At 32.4% G+C, this 17,509-nt stretch carries 16 protein-coding genes; 6 read left to right on the forward strand and 10 right to left on the reverse strand.

Annotated features, from left to right (window positions below):
• A complete protein-coding gene (gene ccoS / locus LPB248_RS03200) occupies positions 1 to 192 on the reverse strand; it encodes a cbb3-type cytochrome oxidase assembly protein CcoS (RefSeq protein WP_008462657.1) in 192 nt (63 codons plus the stop codon).
• 114 nt (positions 193 to 306) lie between these two features.
• The gene (locus tag LPB248_RS03205; protein WP_177210150.1) at positions 307 to 2,694 is read right to left on the reverse strand and encodes a heavy metal translocating P-type ATPase; all 2,388 of its coding nucleotides are present in this window, start codon (positions 2,692 to 2,694) and stop codon (positions 307 to 309) included.
• Between the two features lie 202 nt (positions 2,695 to 2,896).
• On the opposite strand from LPB248_RS03205, the gene LPB248_RS03210 reads away from it, so the two are divergent.
• Positions 2,897 to 3,580: a Crp/Fnr family transcriptional regulator gene (locus LPB248_RS03210; protein ID WP_177210151.1), complete on the forward strand. Its 684-nt coding sequence runs from the start codon at positions 2,897 to 2,899 to the stop codon at positions 3,578 to 3,580.
• Here the strand turns inward: LPB248_RS03210 and mazG are convergent.
• The 3 genes from mazG to def all read right to left on the reverse strand — a co-directional run bounded on the left by mazG (position 3,577) and on the right by def (position 5,582).
• Complete coding sequence (gene mazG / locus LPB248_RS03215; protein ID WP_177210152.1) at positions 3,577 to 4,347, reverse strand: nucleoside triphosphate pyrophosphohydrolase; 771 nt, start codon at positions 4,345 to 4,347, stop codon at positions 3,577 to 3,579. The two genes, LPB248_RS03210 and mazG, sit on opposite strands and share 4 nt — an antisense overlap.
• A gap of 98 nt (positions 4,348 to 4,445) precedes the next feature.
• Positions 4,446 to 4,931, reverse strand: coding sequence for a DUF5606 domain-containing protein (locus tag LPB248_RS03220; RefSeq protein WP_095930921.1), 486 nt, complete (start codon positions 4,929 to 4,931; stop codon positions 4,446 to 4,448).
• A 60-nt stretch (positions 4,932 to 4,991) separates the two neighbouring features.
• Complete coding sequence (gene def / locus LPB248_RS03225; protein ID WP_008462650.1) at positions 4,992 to 5,582, reverse strand: peptide deformylase; 591 nt, start codon at positions 5,580 to 5,582, stop codon at positions 4,992 to 4,994.
• Between the two features lie 199 nt (positions 5,583 to 5,781).
• Between def and LPB248_RS03230 the strand changes: the two genes are divergently transcribed.
• The gene (locus LPB248_RS03230) at positions 5,782 to 8,004 is read left to right on the forward strand and encodes an FUSC family protein (RefSeq protein ID WP_177210153.1); all 2,223 of its coding nucleotides are present in this window, start codon (positions 5,782 to 5,784) and stop codon (positions 8,002 to 8,004) included.
• Positions 8,005 to 8,045: 41 nt separating this feature from the next.
• On the opposite strand, the gene LPB248_RS03235 is transcribed toward LPB248_RS03230, so the two are convergent.
• The 3 genes from LPB248_RS03235 to LPB248_RS03245 all read right to left on the reverse strand — a co-directional run bounded on the left by LPB248_RS03235 (position 8,046) and on the right by LPB248_RS03245 (position 10,869).
• The gene (locus tag LPB248_RS03235; protein WP_177210154.1) at positions 8,046 to 9,539 is read right to left on the reverse strand and encodes a malate:quinone oxidoreductase; all 1,494 of its coding nucleotides are present in this window, start codon (positions 9,537 to 9,539) and stop codon (positions 8,046 to 8,048) included.
• 126 nt (positions 9,540 to 9,665) lie between these two features.
• Positions 9,666 to 10,079, reverse strand: coding sequence for a Holliday junction resolvase RuvX (gene ruvX, locus LPB248_RS03240; RefSeq protein ID WP_177210155.1), 414 nt, complete (start codon positions 10,077 to 10,079; stop codon positions 9,666 to 9,668).
• 157 nt (positions 10,080 to 10,236) lie between these two features.
• On the reverse strand, positions 10,237 to 10,869 hold the full coding sequence (locus LPB248_RS03245) for a PAS domain-containing protein (protein ID WP_111378541.1): 633 nt from the start codon (positions 10,867 to 10,869) through the stop codon (positions 10,237 to 10,239).
• A gap of 261 nt (positions 10,870 to 11,130) precedes the next feature.
• On the opposite strand from LPB248_RS03245, the gene LPB248_RS03250 reads away from it, so the two are divergent.
• Positions 11,131 to 11,946, forward strand: a complete 816-nt coding sequence (locus LPB248_RS03250) for a 2,3,4,5-tetrahydropyridine-2,6-dicarboxylate N-succinyltransferase (protein WP_177210156.1) — start codon at positions 11,131 to 11,133, stop codon at positions 11,944 to 11,946.
• A 165-nt stretch (positions 11,947 to 12,111) separates the two neighbouring features.
• Positions 12,112 to 13,980, forward strand: a complete 1,869-nt coding sequence (locus LPB248_RS03255) for an LTA synthase family protein (protein WP_177210157.1) — start codon at positions 12,112 to 12,114, stop codon at positions 13,978 to 13,980.
• Here the strand turns inward: LPB248_RS03255 and LPB248_RS03260 are convergent.
• Positions 13,977 to 14,732 (reverse strand): glycosyltransferase family 2 protein, encoded by a 756-nt coding sequence (locus LPB248_RS03260; protein ID WP_177210158.1) that lies wholly within the window; start codon positions 14,730 to 14,732, stop codon positions 13,977 to 13,979. The two genes, LPB248_RS03255 and LPB248_RS03260, sit on opposite strands and share 4 nt — an antisense overlap.
• A gap of 126 nt (positions 14,733 to 14,858) precedes the next feature.
• Here LPB248_RS03260 and LPB248_RS03265 point away from each other — a divergent pair, with 126 nt between their 5' ends.
• Both LPB248_RS03265 and LPB248_RS03270 read left to right on the forward strand, forming a co-directional pair.
• Positions 14,859 to 15,923 carry a glycosyltransferase family 9 protein gene (locus tag LPB248_RS03265; protein WP_177210159.1) on the forward strand — a complete coding sequence of 355 codons (1,065 nt, stop codon included), beginning with the start codon at positions 14,859 to 14,861 and terminating at the stop codon, positions 15,921 to 15,923.
• 21 nt (positions 15,924 to 15,944) lie between these two features.
• Positions 15,945 to 16,715: a glycosyltransferase family 2 protein gene (locus LPB248_RS03270; RefSeq protein WP_177210160.1), complete on the forward strand. Its 771-nt coding sequence runs from the start codon at positions 15,945 to 15,947 to the stop codon at positions 16,713 to 16,715.
• Here the strand turns inward: LPB248_RS03270 and LPB248_RS03275 are convergent.
• Positions 16,696 to 17,463 (reverse strand): lipopolysaccharide kinase InaA family protein, encoded by a 768-nt coding sequence (locus LPB248_RS03275; RefSeq protein WP_177210161.1) that lies wholly within the window; start codon positions 17,461 to 17,463, stop codon positions 16,696 to 16,698. The genes LPB248_RS03270 and LPB248_RS03275 overlap by 20 nt on opposite strands.
• Positions 17,464 to 17,509: the final 46 nt, after the last annotated feature.

Raw genomic sequence — 17,509 nt, forward strand, 5'->3', positions numbered from 1 at the left:
TTATACTTGTTTTTCTTCGATTGGTGAATTATTATTTTGGGAATTAATTTTGGTTTCGTCATCAAAAAGAATTCTGACTGAAGGAGTATAATCATCATCATACTGCCCAGATTTGACAGCTACGATAAAGGCAATAAAGAAACAGATTGCCACAAAAATACTTACTGAAATTAATAGATAAATAACACTCATACCCTAGATTTATGTTAACAAAATTAATTCGTTAAAGGCGCATAAAATATGATAATTATCATAGACGATTAGTTATGTTAAATTTAATAAAATATCTCCTTTAATAATTTATAATCATTCTAAATTTCTGTTACTGAAATAGTTAGACATAAAAGTCACAAAACTTACAATCGTAATTGTACTCAACGGCATAATGATTGCCGCAACCAATGGAAGCAAATTTCCTGTAACAGCAAATGCAAGCCCTACAACATTATACAGCAATGACAAACCAAAACTCATTTTTATAATTAAAATAGCTTTGTGAGAAAGCTTTAGAAAGTAATTGAGACGTGAAAATTCTGTTGCATCCAAAATAGCATCACATGCAGGCGAAAAGACATTTACATTCTCTGATATCGAAATCCCAACATTACTTTGCGCCAATGCTCCAGCATCATTTAACCCATCACCAACCATCATTACGTTTTGCCCTTTCTCCTGAAGTTTCTTTATGTATTCTAGTTTTTGTTCAGGTTTTTGATTGAATATCAATTCGGTCCCTTTTGGCAGAATGGCTTCCAAATTCGATCTTTCACCATCATTATCACCAGAAAGCACTTTAATTTGGTAGTCTTTACTCAGATTAGAAAAAAGTTTTTCTAAGCCTTCTCTATATTGGTTTTGGAAAGTGTATTTCCCAAAATAAACACCCCCTATCTTAATATGTAATGCCGTTTTTTCAATTTCCGAACCATCCGCAACTATATCATCAACAAATTGTCCAGATCCAATTTTTATTTCTTTATTTTCAACAATCGCCAAAATACCTTTTCCAGTAATTTCTTGAAAGTCTTCTGCATTAATACGTTTAGCTTCTGGCAGAAATTCATAAAGCATTCTGCTTAACGGGTGGTTTGAACCTCGCAATACATTTTTAATCAATACGATATCTGAACTTGAAATAGAATTTCCTTCATACATTATATTCGATTTTTTGTTGGTTGTAATAGTTCCTGTTTTATCAAAAACAATAGTATCAACTTTAGCAAGCTGTTCAATCACAACAGCATTTTTTAAGTAAAATTTCTTTTTTCCCAAAATACGCAATATGTTTCCAAAAGTAAACGGAGCTGTAAGAGCCAATGCGCAAGGGCAAGCTACAATCAATACTGCGGTAAAAACATTAAAAGCCGTATTAGCATCTATAAAAATCCAATAACCAAAACCAGCAAATGCAATGAGCAATAATATGGGGGTAAAATATCGGCTTATCGCATCTGTTATGGTTTTGTGTTTCTGGTCTACTTTTTTCTGAAAAATTTCATTACTCCATAATTGAGTTAAATAACTTTGAGAAACGGAGTGCAAAACTTCCATTTCTATAACTTTTCCAATCTGTTTTCCTCCTGCAAATACTTTATCTCCAGACTTTTTTGTGATTGGCACTGCTTCACCTGTAACAAAGCTATAATCTATTTCGGCGCTTTCGCTAATTAAAATTCCATCAACAGGGATAAGTTCCTGATTTCTAATTAACAGTCTATCTCCTTTTAGAACATCATAAATGGCAACATTTTCTTCAGAAGCATCTTTATTGATTTTGGTAACTGCAATTGGAAAATAGGATTTAAAATCCCTTTCGAAACTTAAAAAACTATAGGTTTTAATCTGAAACATTTTGCCAAGAAGCATAAAAAATATCAAACTGGCCAAACTGTCAAAAAATCCTGGACCATGATCCATCAGCATGTCGCAGGTACTGCGAATAAACATCACGATAATTCCTAAAGCAATCGGAATATCAATATTAAGCATTCTTGTTCTAATACTATGATAAGCAGAAACATAATATCCGCTAGCTGAGTATAAAAAAGTTGGCAATGCTAAGAGAAAAATAAGTAATCTGAAAAACGGTTTGTAGCTATCTAGCCAAAATTCTTTCATTTCGAAATATTCCGGAAATGAAAGCAGCATGATGTTTCCGAAACAAAAAAATGCTACACCTAGTTTATACGTTAGACTTCTGTCAATCTTGGCTTTTGCAGACCCATAATTTTCTAAACTAATATAAGGTTCATAACCTATAGAACTAAGGAGATAAACTATTTCTTTTAAAGAAACGACATCAGAATTAAAGGTAATTCTAACTTTCTTTTCATGAAAATTAACTTGAGACGTACTAATTCCGGACTGAAGACGATGAAGATTTTCTAAAATCCAGATACAAGAACTGCAATGGATATGCGGAATATTCAATGAAACAATTGATGTGTTTCCTTCTTGAAATTCTAGAATCTTTGCCAATATGGTTTCATTTTCCAAGAAATCATATTTTCCTTTGATGTCTTGGGGAGTGGCGCCCGGAGACTTTTCAAAATCATAATAAGATGTTAGATCGTTGATACTGAAAATTTCGTAAACCGTTTTGCAGCCTGTGCAACAAAACTTCTTATCGTCAAAATCAATTTCTTCATTTTGTTCAATAGTTAAACCACAATGAAAACAACTTTGCTCCCTCATAAACTTGTTTTTATTTGATGCAAATTTCCAATTAAACCACAATTATTAAGATGATAATTGTCATGTTATTTTGAAATCGGATTCCTAAATTTATAAAATAAAAAGCTCAAATTAGAGTTAACCCTAATTTATAATAATTTTGCCTTATAATGGTAGCTAAAAACCTTAAATATACTTACTTTTGCAGCAAACAAATATTGTCATGAGTAAATGTGATCAATGCATTGTACGCCAGCTAAGCTCATTAAAAGCCCTTAATAAAGAAGAAGTTATTAAATTAGCCAGCAGTAAAACGACCTATAAAATTAAAAAAGGTGAAGCTCTTTTTGAAGAAGGCGAAGTAACCAATGGCGTTTTCTGCGTTAAAGACGGTGTTGGAAAACTTTCAAAATTGAGTGCAAACGGAAAAGACCAAATCGTAAAATTGGTCAAATCTGGTGAACTTCTTGGACAGCGTTCTATGATTAGCAATGAGCCAGCAAATTTAACTGCAAAAGCAATCGCAGACATGGAAGTTTGTTTTATTCCTAAAAATGAAATCATCAATTTCTTTAATAGCAACAATCAGTTTTCTTTAAATATGATGCAGTCTGTCTGCGAAGATTTAAAGGAATCTGAGAATGAAAAAATTGCTTTAGTCCAAAAAACAGTTAAGCAGAGACTTGCAGAAACTTTACTGCACCTGCATGATGAATTTGGTGAAGATGCTGACAAAACACTTAAAGTTCAACTAACAAGAGAAGAACTTGCAGGTATTATTGGAACTGCTACCGAAAGCTGTATTCGATTATTATCTGATTTTAATAAATTGGGATTAATAGAATTGGTTGGTAAAAAAATCATGCTTAAAGATGTTCGCGCTTTAAAGAAATTAGCTGACAATTAAAGCTTTTTAGCTTCATTCCAAAAAACATCCATTTCTGTAAGTGTCATATCCATTAATGGTTTTCCCAATTCATTTGCTTTACTTTCTAGGTATTGAAAACGTTTAATGAATTTTTTATTGGTTCTTTCTAAGGCATCTTCTGGATTTACATTTAAAAATCGCGCGTAATTAATCATAGAAAATAAAACATCTCCGAATTCATCTTCGATTTTATCTTGGTTTCCAGATTTTACCTCGTCTTGCAATTCTTGTAATTCTTCTTGGACTTTATCCCAAACCTGATGAGGTTCTTCCCAATCGAACCCCACTCCTTTTACCTTATCTTGAATTCTGCTTGCTTTAACCAAAGCAGGAAGACTTCTTGGAACGCCTTCTAAAACAGATTTTTTTCCTTCTTTAAGCTTTAGTTTTTCCCAGTTTTGTTTTACTTCTTCTTCGTTTTCCACTTTGACATCACCATAAATATGAGGATGACGATGAATTAGTTTCTCGCAGATTTCATTGCAGACATCAGCGATATCAAAATCATTGGTTTCACTGCCTATTTTAGCATAAAAAACAATATGAAGCAGCAAATCTCCCAATTCTTTTTTAACTTCATTTAAATCATTATCCAGAATAGCGTCTCCCAGTTCGTAAGTTTCTTCGATCGTCAAATGTCTCAAGGTCTGCAACGTTTGCTTTTTATCCCACGGACATTGTTCACGCAATTCATCCATGATATTCAATAATCTCTCAAATGCTTTTAACTGGTTTTCTCTATTCATTTTGAAGTTTCTTTTGATTTAAACTCGATTCTGTAAAATTAAAAAATCCTGTCAAGAAAACATCTCAACAGGATTATTTTATGTTTAAAGAAAAATTACTATTCTTCTTTTTTAGCTTTTGCTTTTTTAGCTGCTGGCGCTTTTTTCGGTTTTTCTTCAGCAACTGGAGCTTCTTCTTTTGGTTCTTCAGCCGCTGGAGCTAAATCTGTAACTAAACCTTTTGCTTGAAGCGTGTTGTACCAGTTTAATACTTTTTTGATATCTGATGGGTAAACTCTTTCTTCGTCATAGTCAGGAAGAATTTGTTTAAAATATGCAGACAAAGTAGCGTTATCTTCTTTATGAGAGATCGCTTGACCTTTGTTTTCTTTAACGGCAATCTGCTGCATTACTTCAGTTAACGGTTTTTCGCCTTCGTAAGTATAAATCGAAATTTCAGATAATAAACTTACATTGCTTTTTAGATTTACAGTAATCTTCTTCCCATCAATTAATGATTCCGCCACAAAACCTGTACGAGTTTGAACTTTCAATTCGTATAAACCTGGTTTTCCTGAAATGGCTAAAATTTTCGTTAAATTCATTTTTATTAAAATTAGTATTAAGAATTTTATTTATTTTTTGTTTCTAAGTATTTAGAAAACTTATCTTGCTTTTTTAGCTGCAAAAAACTTCATTCTATATTCCTGAGACGTTTTTCCTTCAGTAATATTTTTCAATTTCTTTTGGATTAAACGTTTTTTAAGAGATGAAATTTTATCTGTAAACAAGATTCCTTCAATGTGGTCATATTCGTGCTGAATCACTCTTGCAATTAATCCGTCAAATACTTCCGTTTTCATAACGAAATCTTCCTCGCAATATTCGATTGTAACAGTAGGTTTTCTGTAAACATCTTCACGTACATCTGGAATACTCAAACAGCCTTCATTAAATCCCCACTCTTCTCCTTCTTCTTTAACGATTTTAGCATTGATAAAAGTCTTCTTGAAACCTTTCAAATCTTTTTGTTCCTCTGAAGGAAGATCCTCATCATCACTAAAAGGCGTTGTATCTATCACAAACAAACGAATTGGCAGTCCAACCTGCGGTGCAGCAAGTCCAACTCCATACGCATTGTACATTGTCTCGTACATGTTTGCGATCGTTTCTTTTAGGTTTGGATATTCTGGTGTAATATCTTGTCCAACTTTTCTTAAAACAGGATCACCGTATCCTACAATTGGTAAAATCATTTGTTTTTATTTATGTTTTATGTGCTGTAAAAACAGAATTAAAGTTCTGATATTTCAGCTGGCAAAAATAGTAAAAAATAGTCAATGAATAATTCTTATAATGTATTATTCGTATTTTTTACTTGATCCTAAAAATCTCATCCATAATTATGCCAAAATCACTACTACAATTCTTACCTTTGTTAGTAAACCTCTTTTTATGATTGATAAGATTTCGAAATTTACTAACAGCACTTCCTTCCTCAACGCCTCTAAAGTAACTATTGCTTCTGTTGTTCCTGTTTTAGTTTTAAATTTTCTCGGTCATTTTGAAATTGGGTTTACAATTGCGCTTGGTGCTTTTTATACTTATCCCAGCGATATTCCTAGTTCTCTTGGCCATAAAGTAAAAGGATTAATAGCAGCCTCTTTTATTGTTTCTGGGGTTAATCTTCTAGTAAATCTAATTTATCCATTTCCTTTACTTTTCTACATATTTTTAGGTTTTCTTTTGTTTTTATGTTCCATGATTTCGGTTTACGGACAGCGAGCCACATTGATTTCTTTCTCTGCTTTATTATCAATTTCTCTATCATTTGGGCATTTGCATGAAGGCTGGGAAGCTTTTGAATACTCTGGTTTTATTTTCATTGGAGGAATTCTCTATTTAATAGTATCTCTTGTTTTTCATTTTGTTCAGCCTTATAAATATGTAGAATTACAAATTGCCGAAGGAATAAAACTCACTGCAAAATATCTCAAATTAAGAGGTGATTTGTGGAGTCCCGAGGCTAACAGAACAGCTATTATCGAGAAGCAGCTTGCTGTACAAGTCGAATTGAATCTTATTCACGAAGATTTAAGAAAGATGCTGATTGGAAACCAAAATGCATCTGGAACTACGAGCCAAAACCGAAAAATGCTTTTGGTTTTTATTACTTTAGTCGAAATTCAAGAATTGGCGCTATACACTTCTTTTGACCACAGCAAACTTCATGAAAAATTTGCCAAACATCCTGATGTTTTAAGAACGTATCAAAATGTGGCTTATAAATTAGCTTCAACCCTCAAAAAACTTTCGAAAAATGTCAATCATATTAGTGTTTATGTTGATAAGCACGATTTAAAAAATGAATTGGATGCACTGGAATTTGCCATTTTTGATTATGAAAAAACATTAGGAAAAGAAGAAGCTGCAGAAGGTGTTTTAATGCTGACCAATATGCTGAAATATGCTAAAAATCAGGTTGGAAAAATCAAAACTATTCAGCGCGCGCTTTCTTTAGCAATGCAGTCCTATAAACTGAAAGATCAAGATAAAGAGCTTGAAAAATTCTTAACACCGCAGTATTATCCACTGCGAACTTTAACTGAGAATTTAAGTTATTCTTCTTCAATTTTTAGGCATTCGATACGATTAACAATCACTATTTTGATTGGTTTTTTTCTTGGACAGGTTCTGCCGTTTCAAAATGTGTATTGGATCCTTCTTACTATTGTCGTAATCATGCGCCCTGGTTATGGTTTAACCAAAGAGAGATCCTATAATAGAATGTTCGGTACTGTTTTGGGGGGAATTATAGCTTTCGGAATTGTATCTGTCATTCAGAACCACGTTGCACTAAGTATTTTCTCTATTGTATGTATGTTACTTGGGATTTCATTTACCCAAATCAATTACAAGATTAGCGCGACATTTGTTACAATGTATGTCGTTTTTATCTACGGAATTTTAACTCCAGACATCAATGAAGTTATTCAATACAGAATATTAGATACGCTCGCAGGCGCAACTTTAGCTTTTATTGCTAATCAATTTTTATGGCCTGCTTGGGAATTCATCAATACGCCCATCCATATTGAGAATACCATTCGTGCCAATAGAAATTACTTAAAAGAAATTGCAGACTTTTATAATAAAAAAGGAGAAGTTCCAACTTCATATCGTTTAGCGAGAAAAAATGCCTTTGTTGAAATAGGAAATTTAATGACTTCTTTTCAGCGTATGATGCAGGAACCTAAATCGAAACAAAAAACAATGCCTTTAGTAAACAAACTAGTAGTTTTAAATCACTCGTTATTATCTGCTTTGGCATCACTATCAACGTATATTCAGTCACACCAAACAACATCTGCATCTGATTCTTTCAATTACATTATCAAAACTATTCTAGCCAATCTAGATCATTCGATTTCTGTTTTAAGAAATGAAGTTGTCATACAAGATACTTTTTTCGAAAAAGAAGATGTGACTTTACAATTTGAAGAATTAAAGCGTAGGCATTTCACACGTTTGGCCGAAGATGATGATTTAGACAAAGAAACGCGTCAAGCCAAGATGCAGGAAGCACAGATGGTTATTGAACAATTAATCTGGATGAGCAATCTGGCAGAAAAGATTCTAAAAAACACAACCGACTTAAAAGCAACAAATCCAGATTAATTCATCTGGATTTGTTTTTTTTATATTGAAATATGAGAAGCTTAATTTAATTTTAAAACTTCTGCCGTTTGTTTTCTAAGCTGTTCTAAAAGTTCTGGCTTATCATTTAAAGTCTGACCGTAAGAAGGAATCATTGTTTTTAATTTTGCTTGCCACTCTGGCGTTTTAATTTGATGTGTAAAACATCTGCTAATCAAATCCACCATAATTGCCACTGCTGTAGAAGCTCCAGGAGAAGCACCTAATAAAACCGCTAAACTTCCGTCGTGTGTATTGATTACTTCTGTACCAAATTCTAAAACTCCGCCTTCTTTTTCATCTTTTTTGATAACCTGAACACGCTGTCCTGCTTTTTCCAATTTCCAATCTTTAGAACGTGCTGTTGGAAGATATTCACGTAAAGCTTTCATTCTGTCTTTTGGAGACTGGCGTACCTGTTCAATCAAATATTTCGTTAAAGGAATATTATGATATCCAGCAGCCAACATAGGAATTAAGTTGTTAGACTTAATAGACATAGGCAAATCTAAATAAGAACCATTTTTAAGGAAACGAGTTGAAAATCCTGCAAATGGACCAAAAAGAAGCGCTTTCTCTCCATCAATTACACGAGTATCGATATGCGGAACAGACATTGGAGGAGCTCCAACACTTGCTTTTCCGTATACTTTTGCCTGATGTTTTGCAATTACTTCTGGGTTGGTACATTTTAGCCATTGTCCGCTTACAGGAAAACCACCGTATCCGTTTCCTTCTGGCACGTTTGCTTTTTCTAATAAAGGAAGAGATCCTCCTCCTGCACCAATAAATACAAATTTAGTATAAGCCTTACGAGTCTTTCCTGTTGACAAATCTTTAATCTTAATTCTCCAAGATTTATCTTCACGCTGTCTTAATTTTTTAACTTCGTGATTAAAAAACAAAGAAACACCGTCTAATTTTTCTAAGTAGTTGAACATACTTCTTGTTAAAGCACCAAAATTAACATCGGTACCAATTTCCATATGTGTTGCTGCTAATTTTTCATCAGCATTTCTACCTTCCATTACCAATGGCATCCATTTTTGAAGTTGCTCAAAATCGGTACTGAAAGTCATGTCGGCAAAGATTGGGTTGCTTTGAAGCGCTTCAAATCTCTTTTTTAAATAATCTACATTTTTATCTCCCCACACAAAACTCATATGAGGCACACTTTTAATAAAATTATCCGGAGAAGGCACTTTGTTTTGCTGCACTAAGTAAGACCAAAACTGGCGAGAAATCTCAAATGATTCTGCAATGCTAATTGCTTTTTTAGGATCGATACTGCCGTCTGCCTTTTCTGGAGTATAATTTAGTTCACAAAAAGCCGAGTGTCCCGTTCCTGCATTATTCCAAGCATCAGAGCTTTCTGCTGCGGCAACATCTAATCTTTCGTAAATTTCAATTTTTATATCTGGTTGTAATTCTTTCAAAATTACTCCGAGAGTGGCACTCATTATTCCAGCGCCAATGAGTACTACATCACTATTTGAACGTATGGTTTCGTCAGGCATAACAGTATTTTTATTTAAAGTGCAAAGGTACTTTTTTAATTGCAAAAAAAAACTAATTTTTAGATGATAAAAGTTAGGATTTTCTAAAAACCATTAAATTATAAATAAAAAATACGACGAACAGTGCTATTTTTTTGCGGAAAGATAATCTTGAAGCAGAATTGTGGCAGAAATTTCGTCTATCAAACCTTTATTCTGACGTTGCTTTTTATTTAAACCACTGTCAATCATTGTTTGAAATGCCATTTTAGAGGTAAAACGCTCATCAACACGAATTACTTTCATGTCTGGAAAGATATTCGAAAAGTGAGTTACAAATCCGTTAATCACAGAAGCACTTTCAGACGGAAGACCGTTCATTTGTTTTGGTTCGCCAATCAAAACTGCTTCGACTTTTTCTTTAGCAAAATAGTCTTTCAAAAAGTCAATCAAAGTATGAGTCGGAATCGTTGTTAAGCCTGAAGCAATAATCTGCATTTCGTCTGTAACTGCAATTCCTGTGCGTTTTTGTCCGTAATCTATCGAAAGGATTCTTGGCATGTCTAAAATTTTCAGCAAATTTAGTTCAAAATATTTTTCTAATTTTCCATTTCACTGAAAATAAACTTTTTCAATATTTCTTTCGATAAAAAAATCCGCCTTGAAAATTTCAAGACGGACTTTTATCCAAATATTCAAACCTAAAAAATAACTCAATTTATCTTCCAAACAATCGGCTAAAAAAGCCTCTATGCTCTTCCTCTTCTCCTGCATCCTCTTCTTCAGAATAATTAGCAAACTTAGATTGTGATTTTTCATGTTCGTAAATCAGCTCCTTAATATATTCAACGTAAGTTCTTTTTTTCTCTTCCAAGAATCCAATTAAGTACTTTTCGCTAAATTCTACTCCACTTGCTGCTTCGATCTGTAACAACTTTTTATACAAAGGTTCAATATGCAATGCAATTACTTCTTGTGGTACAGCCTGTCTTCTACCAAAAAAATTTACAATAACGTCGTTTTCATCGCGGGCAATTTCAAAATCTGTAATTACCCAATAGTATCTTCCAGACTTTGCAAGGTTTTTTACAATAGCGTGAAAGTTTTTTCCGTTTTTAAGATTTTCCCAAAGCACTTTAAAAATAACTTTAGGCATATCAGGGTGACGTATGATATTATGAGGTTGTCCCATTAATTCATAGTCTTCGTAACCGCAAACATCTACAAATACTTCGTTGGCGTATTCGATTATTCCGTATGCATTTGTTTTACTCATAATAACCTGAGTTTTATCCCAGCTTACTTCTTTGTCTATAATTACTCTGTTTTGAAGGTGATTTTCTTGATTCATATTTTACTGCTTATATGATTATTTATGGAATGGAATGTTGATCAACACTGCGAAATTAAAGCGAAGAAAAAGCAGAAATCCTGACTTTTGTCATATTTTGATATAAAAAAAACTTTTAGTGGTAGCAATATCAATCGAAAGCACACCTCGCTTCATTAACCATACAAATAAGAAACAAAAAGTTAAATCTGTAACATTTTCAAGCTGTTTTGCTTTTTTGCATTTCTACAAATACCTTATCTTTGGCAAAAAATTAAACGTATGAATTCTTTACAGACTATAATTGAACAAGCTTGGGAAAACAGAGCTTTATTGCAAGAAACTACAACTACTGATGCCATTAGAGAAGTGATCGAATTGGTAGACGCTGGAAAATTACGTGTTGCTGAACCAGTTGGTGACAAATGGCAAGTAAACGAATGGGTTAAGAAGGCAGTTGTAATGTATTTCCCGATTCAGAAAATGGAAACATGGGAATCTGGTATTTTTGAATACCATGATAAAATGTTGCTAAAAAGAAATTATGCTGAAAAAGGAATTCGTGTGGTACCAAATGCCGTTGCGCGTTACGGAGCTTACATCTCAAGCGGTGTAATTTTAATGCCAAGTTACGTAAACATTGGTGCTTATGTTGACGAAGGAACAATGGTTGATACTTGGGCAACTGTAGGAAGCTGTGCTCAAATTGGTAAAAATGTACACTTAAGCGGTGGTGTTGGTATTGGTGGTGTTCTTGAGCCATTGCAAGCAGCTCCAGTAATTATTGAAGACGGCGCTTTTATTGGTTCTCGTTGTATTGTTGTTGAAGGTGTTCACGTTGGTAAAGAAGCAGTTCTTGGAGCTAACGTATGTTTAACAGCATCTACAAAAATTATTGATGTTACAGGTGATGAACCAGTTGAAATGAAAGGATATGTACCAGCTCGTTCTGTGGTTATCCCAGGAAGCTATACTAAGAAATTTGCTGCTGGAGAATTTCAAGTTCCTTGTGCATTAATCATTGGAACTCGTAAACCATCTACAGATTTAAAAACTTCTTTAAACAATGCGCTTCGTGAATACGATGTTGCGGTATAATTGATATAAAAATCTTGATATATTAGGGCGGTCTTTACCGCCCTTTTTTTATACACACTACAAATAATAAAATAAAAATCTTACAAATAACAAAAAGAAAGAAAATTATTATAATTTCGCATTTTAAATGACTTCTAAACAAGAAGACTTTTTATATGCCTATTAATGAAAAATTACACATCAAGCTTAAAATTATTTCTCTATAGATATTTTTTAATTTTTTTTATCTATCAAATTTGCAATATCTTTTTTTATGTTTTAAACACTAAATACTTTGATCATATAACTGCTCAAAATATTTTAGGAAGCGTTTTGTTTGATCTGTCAGCTATTTCATATGTAACTTTCATTTTTTTAATAGCACATGCAATTCCCGGAAATTTCAAGTACCGTCAAACGTATCAAAGTGTATTAAAAGTTTCTTTCTTTATAATCAATCTTTTGTTTATCGCTGCAAATCTTATTGATGTTATATATTTCCGATTCACAGGAAGAAGAAGCACTTTTAACATGATTACTGCAAAAGGAATGGAAAAAGAAGCCTTAGGTTTATTTTTTTCTTTTGCAAAAGAATTTTGGTACATCCTTTTACTGTTCATTATCTTAAGCATCTTTTTTTGGAAATCGATACCTAATTTTAAAAACAAAAACGAAATAAAAAGTTTCACAAAAGAAAAATTCCTAAAACAATCTTTTTATTTTTTAACCTCAGTTTTCCTATTGCTAATCGTTGGGCGCGGCGGATTCCAAAAGAAACCCCTTAGAATTGTAGACGCAGCCAAATACAGCTCTCTGAATAACGCTCCGCTTATTTTAAATACTCCTTTCTGTATATTAAAAACAATAGCTCAAAAAGAAGATATAGAGAAAGTCAATTATTTTGATAAAAAAGATCTTGATTCAATATACAAACCAATCTTGTCTTTTGAAAAAGCTCAAACAACAAGCAAAAAAAATGTCGTAATTATTATTTTAGAAAGTTTTGGTCATGAAAATATCGGTATAAAACAAACTCCTTTTTTAGACTCGCTGATAACAAAATCTTATTACTTTAAAAATGGATTTGCCAATGGAAAAGTCTCTATCGATGCTGTTCCATCAATTATTTCAAGCATACCTAGTTTAATGAACAACTCTTTTATCATTTCTAGCTATTCTTTGGACAAAACAAATAGTCTGCCCACAATTCTTATAAAGGAAGGATACATTACTTCTTTTTTCCATGGTGCCTTTAACGGAAGTCAAAATTTTGATCAATATGCAAAGGCAGCAGGATTTGAAAAATACTATGGCAAAGACGAATACATCGGCCCCGAAGCTTTTGACGGAAAATGGGGAATTTTTGATGAAGAATTTTTACAGTTTTTTGCGGGAAAATTATCTAGTTTTAGAGAACCTTTCTTTAGCACTATCTTTACCATTTCTTCTCATAATCCATACAAGATACCAGAAAGATATAAAGACAAATTCCCAAAAGGAACAACAGTTGTACACGAAAGTATTGCGTATACCGATTATTCTCTGAAACGTTTTTTTGAAAATGCTAAAAAGCAAAAATGGTATAACAACACCTTGTTTGTTATTTCTGCCGATCATACTTCCTCTAGCGGAGAATCAGAAATAGACAAAACTATAATTGGCAAATTTCATATTCCAATTTTATTTTTTGACCCAAGCAATCCAAATTTTTCTGGTGTAGACGAAAAGAACTTTCAACAAATCGATATTATGCCTAGTATAATAGCCTATCTAGGCATAAAAACAGATTTAATTTCTTTTGGAAAGAGCTTTAAAAGCAATCAAAATTTTGCCGTCTTCTATTTGCAGGGAATTTATCATTGTGTTCAAAACGACTATTATCTAGCCTTTGCAAACAATCAAGTTATTGGACTATACAATTGGAAAAAAGACCCTTTGTTAAAAAACAATTTACAAACTCAAAATACACTCAAGACAATAGAAATTTCAAATTTTTTGAAAGCTTATATTCAAAACTTTAATGAAAGAGTAGTTGACAATAAGCTTAGTTTCTAATTATCTTTTTTTGCTTTTTGAAGTTTTATAAGCTTAGCATATTTCATATATGAGAAAAACGCCTGAATCATTGCGATTGATAATCCGTCAAGGCCGTTGAAGATTCCTTTCTTGAAGAAATAGCAACGTACAAAAGCTACAGTTCCGTTAAGGACAGGTTTAAAAGCACCAATTCGTTTGCCTTGATCATATAATTGCTGTGCGTGCCATCCAGAATATTGGTTCTTTTTAGCAATAATCTGATCTAAAGAATCCCATCCGTAGTGCAGAATATGTACAGCAACTTTTTTCTCATTCTGAGCAACAATTTTCTGATGCACTTTAGAATCTGAAGGATGAGCTGTTTGCTTATTAAAAAAACGAACTTTATGATCTGGATACCATCCTGAGAAATCAATTAATTTATCTGCTAAAAAGTTTTTTACCCTGAAACTCATAGCATCATAATTTCCTTCTAAATACTTTTTCTTTAGAATAAATTCTTCAGCATCTTTATCTAGAAACTCATCGGCATCAAGATTTAAAATCCAGTCGTTTTTACAAAAGGGCAATCCGTGAGTACGCTGCGGACCGTCTCCTAAAAATGCCTGCTGAATAACTTGTGCTCCTTTTTCTTGAGCTATTTCTACCGTGCGATCTTTACTAAAAGAATCTACAATAATAACTTCGTCACAAACTTTAAATAAGGCATCTATACATTTTCCAATGTTTTTTTCTTCATTGAAAGTAATAACCAAACCGCTAATTCCCATTGTTCATTTTAATTTGTTGAGCACAAAAATATAACTTTTTAATTTAGTTTAATCTTATTAATACCATCACTTGTACACTTCATAAAATAGTTTGTACTTTAGCCTTCTAATTGAACAAATACCCAAATGAGAATATTAGTCATTCAGCAAAAAAGAATCGGAGACGTCTTAACAAGTACAATTATATGCAACAATCTTAAAGCCAAGTTTCCTGACTCAACAATTGACTATATGTGTTATCCTAATTCGATTGATGTTCTTATAGAAAATCCGAATATTGATAACATTATACCAGTGACTAATAAAATCAGAAAATCGACTTTTGGGTTTATTAAGTTCATTTTTGAGATGCGAAGAAAAAAATACGATGCTGTAATAGATGTCTACAGTAAATTAGGAACTAGCCTAATCACATTTTTCTCTGGCGCAAAATATAAAGTTTCTTACCATAAATGGTATTCTAATATATTTTACAATTATAGCTATGAGCGTTTTGATGCTATAAAATCAGAATTTGGTCTGGCGATTGAAAACAGACTATTATTACTTAAACCTTTTTTCTCAGAAAAGATAACAAATGTAAAACCGAAAATCTTTTTAAAAGAATCTGAGATTACCGAAGCAAAAAATATTTTAAAAAGCTATAATGTAGATCCTGAAAAACCATTGATCATGTTTGGAATTTTAGGAAGTGAGCATTACAAAACCTATCCGCTTGACGGAATGGCAAAAATTATCGATTTTACTGTAGCTAAAACAAACGCTACTATCCTCTTTAATTATATTCCAAACCAGAAAGAGCAAGCGTTAGAAGTATATAATCATTGTTCTGAAGAGACAAAAAAGCATATTATTTTTGATTTATACGCTACTGATTTACGTCAGTTTTTAGCAATCCTTTCTCAATGCGAAATGCTGATAGGAAACGAAGGTGGCGCTGTAAATATGGCAAAAGCACTTGAAATTCCAACCTTTTCTATCTTCACTCCTTCTGTTAGAAAAGAAACTTGGCAACTTTTTGAAAATGAAGCGAAAAATGCTTCTATCCATTTAAAAGACTTAAAACCTGAAATCTACGAAAAGCATACAGAGCAATACATAAAAGAACATACTTTTGAATATTATGCGGAATATCCGTTGGAATTAATGCTTCAAAAGCTAGAGACTTATTTTCAAGAATATAAAAATTGAAAAAAGTAAAAAGAATCTCCAATGAATAGTGAAAAGCAGAAATTATCAGTTCTGATTATTACGCTTAATGAAGAACAGCATATAAAATCGCTTCTTGAAGATATTGATTTTGCTGATGAAATCATTGTTGTTGATTCCTATAGCACCGATAAAACAGTTAGCATTGTTGAATCTTTTGCCAATGTAAAATTAATTCAGAACCATTTTGTTGATTATACTGCACAGCGAAATTTTGCCTTAGACCAAGCCAAAAATTCATGGGTTTTATTTATTGACGCAGATGAAAGACTAACATCTGAATTAAAATCTGAAATCGTTACAGCAATTAATTCTGAAAATGTGGCAAGTGCTTACTTTATCTATCGTATTTTTATGTTTAAAAATAGCCGACTGAATTTCAGTGGCTGGCAGACTGACAAGATTTTCAGGCTTTTTAACAAATCGAAATGCCGATACAATGAGGAAAGAACCGTTCACGAAAAATTAATTGTCGACGGAAAAATTGCTTCTTTAAGATACAAAATCATACATTTTTCTTATTCTTCTTATGAAGATTATAAATCAAAAATGTATAATTATGGCATTCTTAAAGCCAATGAAAAATTAGCTAAAGGAAAAAAGTCTTATTTCTTAATGCAACTTCTCCACCCTTTATATACTTTCTTGTATCAGTTTATAATCCGTTTTGGCTTTTTGGATGGCAGTAAGGGTGTAATTATATGTTATTTGAATGCCTACAGCGTTTATATTCGCTATAAAGAATTAAGAAAAATTACTTCTTCCAGAATTTAAGCTTCTTTTTTAGGCGTTTTTTTCTATAAAACTTCTCTTGAAAATCTGAAGTATATTTCCATAAAGTCTCAAAAATTTTCTCTTCAGATGCTTCTTTGTAATATTTCGCATATTCATTGCTCATTGTCGCAACCATTTCTTTCAACGGTGTTAAACGGCACAAGTTTTTCATACGCATTTCAAAAGACATAGAATTGTGAAATTCCATTCTGTTCAAATCCACCAGAAAGAAATCATAATTTCCGCTGGCATTCTTTTTAATTAAAGTATTTCCTGGAGAATGATCTAAAAACTCAATTCCTTTTTCATGAAGATCGAAACTAAATTTAGTAAACTGTCTTAAGATGTTTTCACGGTCTGGAAAATCTGGTATTTCTACCAATTCTCTATAAGTAAGATCACATTGTAATTGCTCACTTACGTAAAAGCTTTTTTCTAAACCTAGTAGTGATGAAAATTCGGCAAATGCAATAGGTTTTGGAGTTCCTACACCTAATTCTAACAATTTGTTTGCAAACTCAAAAGAGCGTTTTGCTTTTGATTTTCTAAAGTATTTATAAGCGATTTTATTGATAAAGTGCGGAACTTTAAACGATTTTATATTTATTTTTTTATCGTCTAAATCAAAAAGTTTTATCTGATTGCGCTGGCCAATTACAAAGTCCTCTCCTTTTGTATCGAAAAAACGAATATATTCCAGAAGAATATTTTCAAATTTTTCATATCCGCGATTTAATCTTAAAATCATAAAAATTGTTTCAGCAAATTTAGCTAGTTTTACCAACTAATAAAAA

The organism is Flavobacterium sp. LPB0248, assembly GCF_013388355.1.
Taxonomy (GTDB): Bacteria; Bacteroidota; Bacteroidia; order Flavobacteriales; family Flavobacteriaceae; genus Flavobacterium.

What these genes read in the sequence shown, in the direction of transcription:
- LPB248_RS03270 (WP_177210160.1), top strand. Translation starts at nt 15,945, where the DNA reads ATGAATAGTGAAAAGCAGAAATTATCAGTTCTGATTATTACGCTTAAT.
- LPB248_RS03235 (WP_177210154.1), bottom strand. Translation starts at nt 9,539, where the DNA reads ATGCCTGACGAAACCATACGTTCAAATAGTGATGTAGTACTCATTGGC.
- mazG (WP_177210152.1), bottom strand. Translation starts at nt 4,347, where the DNA reads ATGAATAGAGAAAACCAGTTAAAAGCATTTGAGAGATTATTGAATATC.
- LPB248_RS03275 (WP_177210161.1), bottom strand. Translation starts at nt 17,463, where the DNA reads ATGATTTTAAGATTAAATCGCGGATATGAAAAATTTGAAAATATTCTT.
- def (WP_008462650.1), bottom strand. Translation starts at nt 5,582, where the DNA reads ATGATTTTACCAATTGTAGGATACGGTGATCCTGTTTTAAGAAAAGTT.
- LPB248_RS03220 (WP_095930921.1), bottom strand. Translation starts at nt 4,931, where the DNA reads ATGAATTTAACGAAAATTTTAGCCATTTCAGGAAAACCAGGTTTATAC.
- LPB248_RS03205 (WP_177210150.1), bottom strand. Translation starts at nt 2,694, where the DNA reads ATGAGGGAGCAAAGTTGTTTTCATTGTGGTTTAACTATTGAACAAAAT.
- LPB248_RS03265 (WP_177210159.1), top strand. Translation starts at nt 14,859, where the DNA reads ATGAGAATATTAGTCATTCAGCAAAAAAGAATCGGAGACGTCTTAACA.
- LPB248_RS03260 (WP_177210158.1), bottom strand. Translation starts at nt 14,732, where the DNA reads ATGGGAATTAGCGGTTTGGTTATTACTTTCAATGAAGAAAAAAACATT.
- ccoS (WP_008462657.1), bottom strand. Translation starts at nt 192, where the DNA reads ATGAGTGTTATTTATCTATTAATTTCAGTAAGTATTTTTGTGGCAATC.
- LPB248_RS03210 (WP_177210151.1), top strand. Translation starts at nt 2,897, where the DNA reads ATGAGTAAATGTGATCAATGCATTGTACGCCAGCTAAGCTCATTAAAA.
- ruvX (WP_177210155.1), bottom strand. Translation starts at nt 10,079, where the DNA reads ATGCCAAGAATCCTTTCGATAGATTACGGACAAAAACGCACAGGAATT.
- LPB248_RS03255 (WP_177210157.1), top strand. Translation starts at nt 12,112, where the DNA reads ATGAAAAATTACACATCAAGCTTAAAATTATTTCTCTATAGATATTTT.
- LPB248_RS03250 (WP_177210156.1), top strand. Translation starts at nt 11,131, where the DNA reads ATGAATTCTTTACAGACTATAATTGAACAAGCTTGGGAAAACAGAGCT.
- LPB248_RS03230 (WP_177210153.1), top strand. Translation starts at nt 5,782, where the DNA reads ATGATTGATAAGATTTCGAAATTTACTAACAGCACTTCCTTCCTCAAC.
- LPB248_RS03245 (WP_111378541.1), bottom strand. Translation starts at nt 10,869, where the DNA reads ATGAATCAAGAAAATCACCTTCAAAACAGAGTAATTATAGACAAAGAA.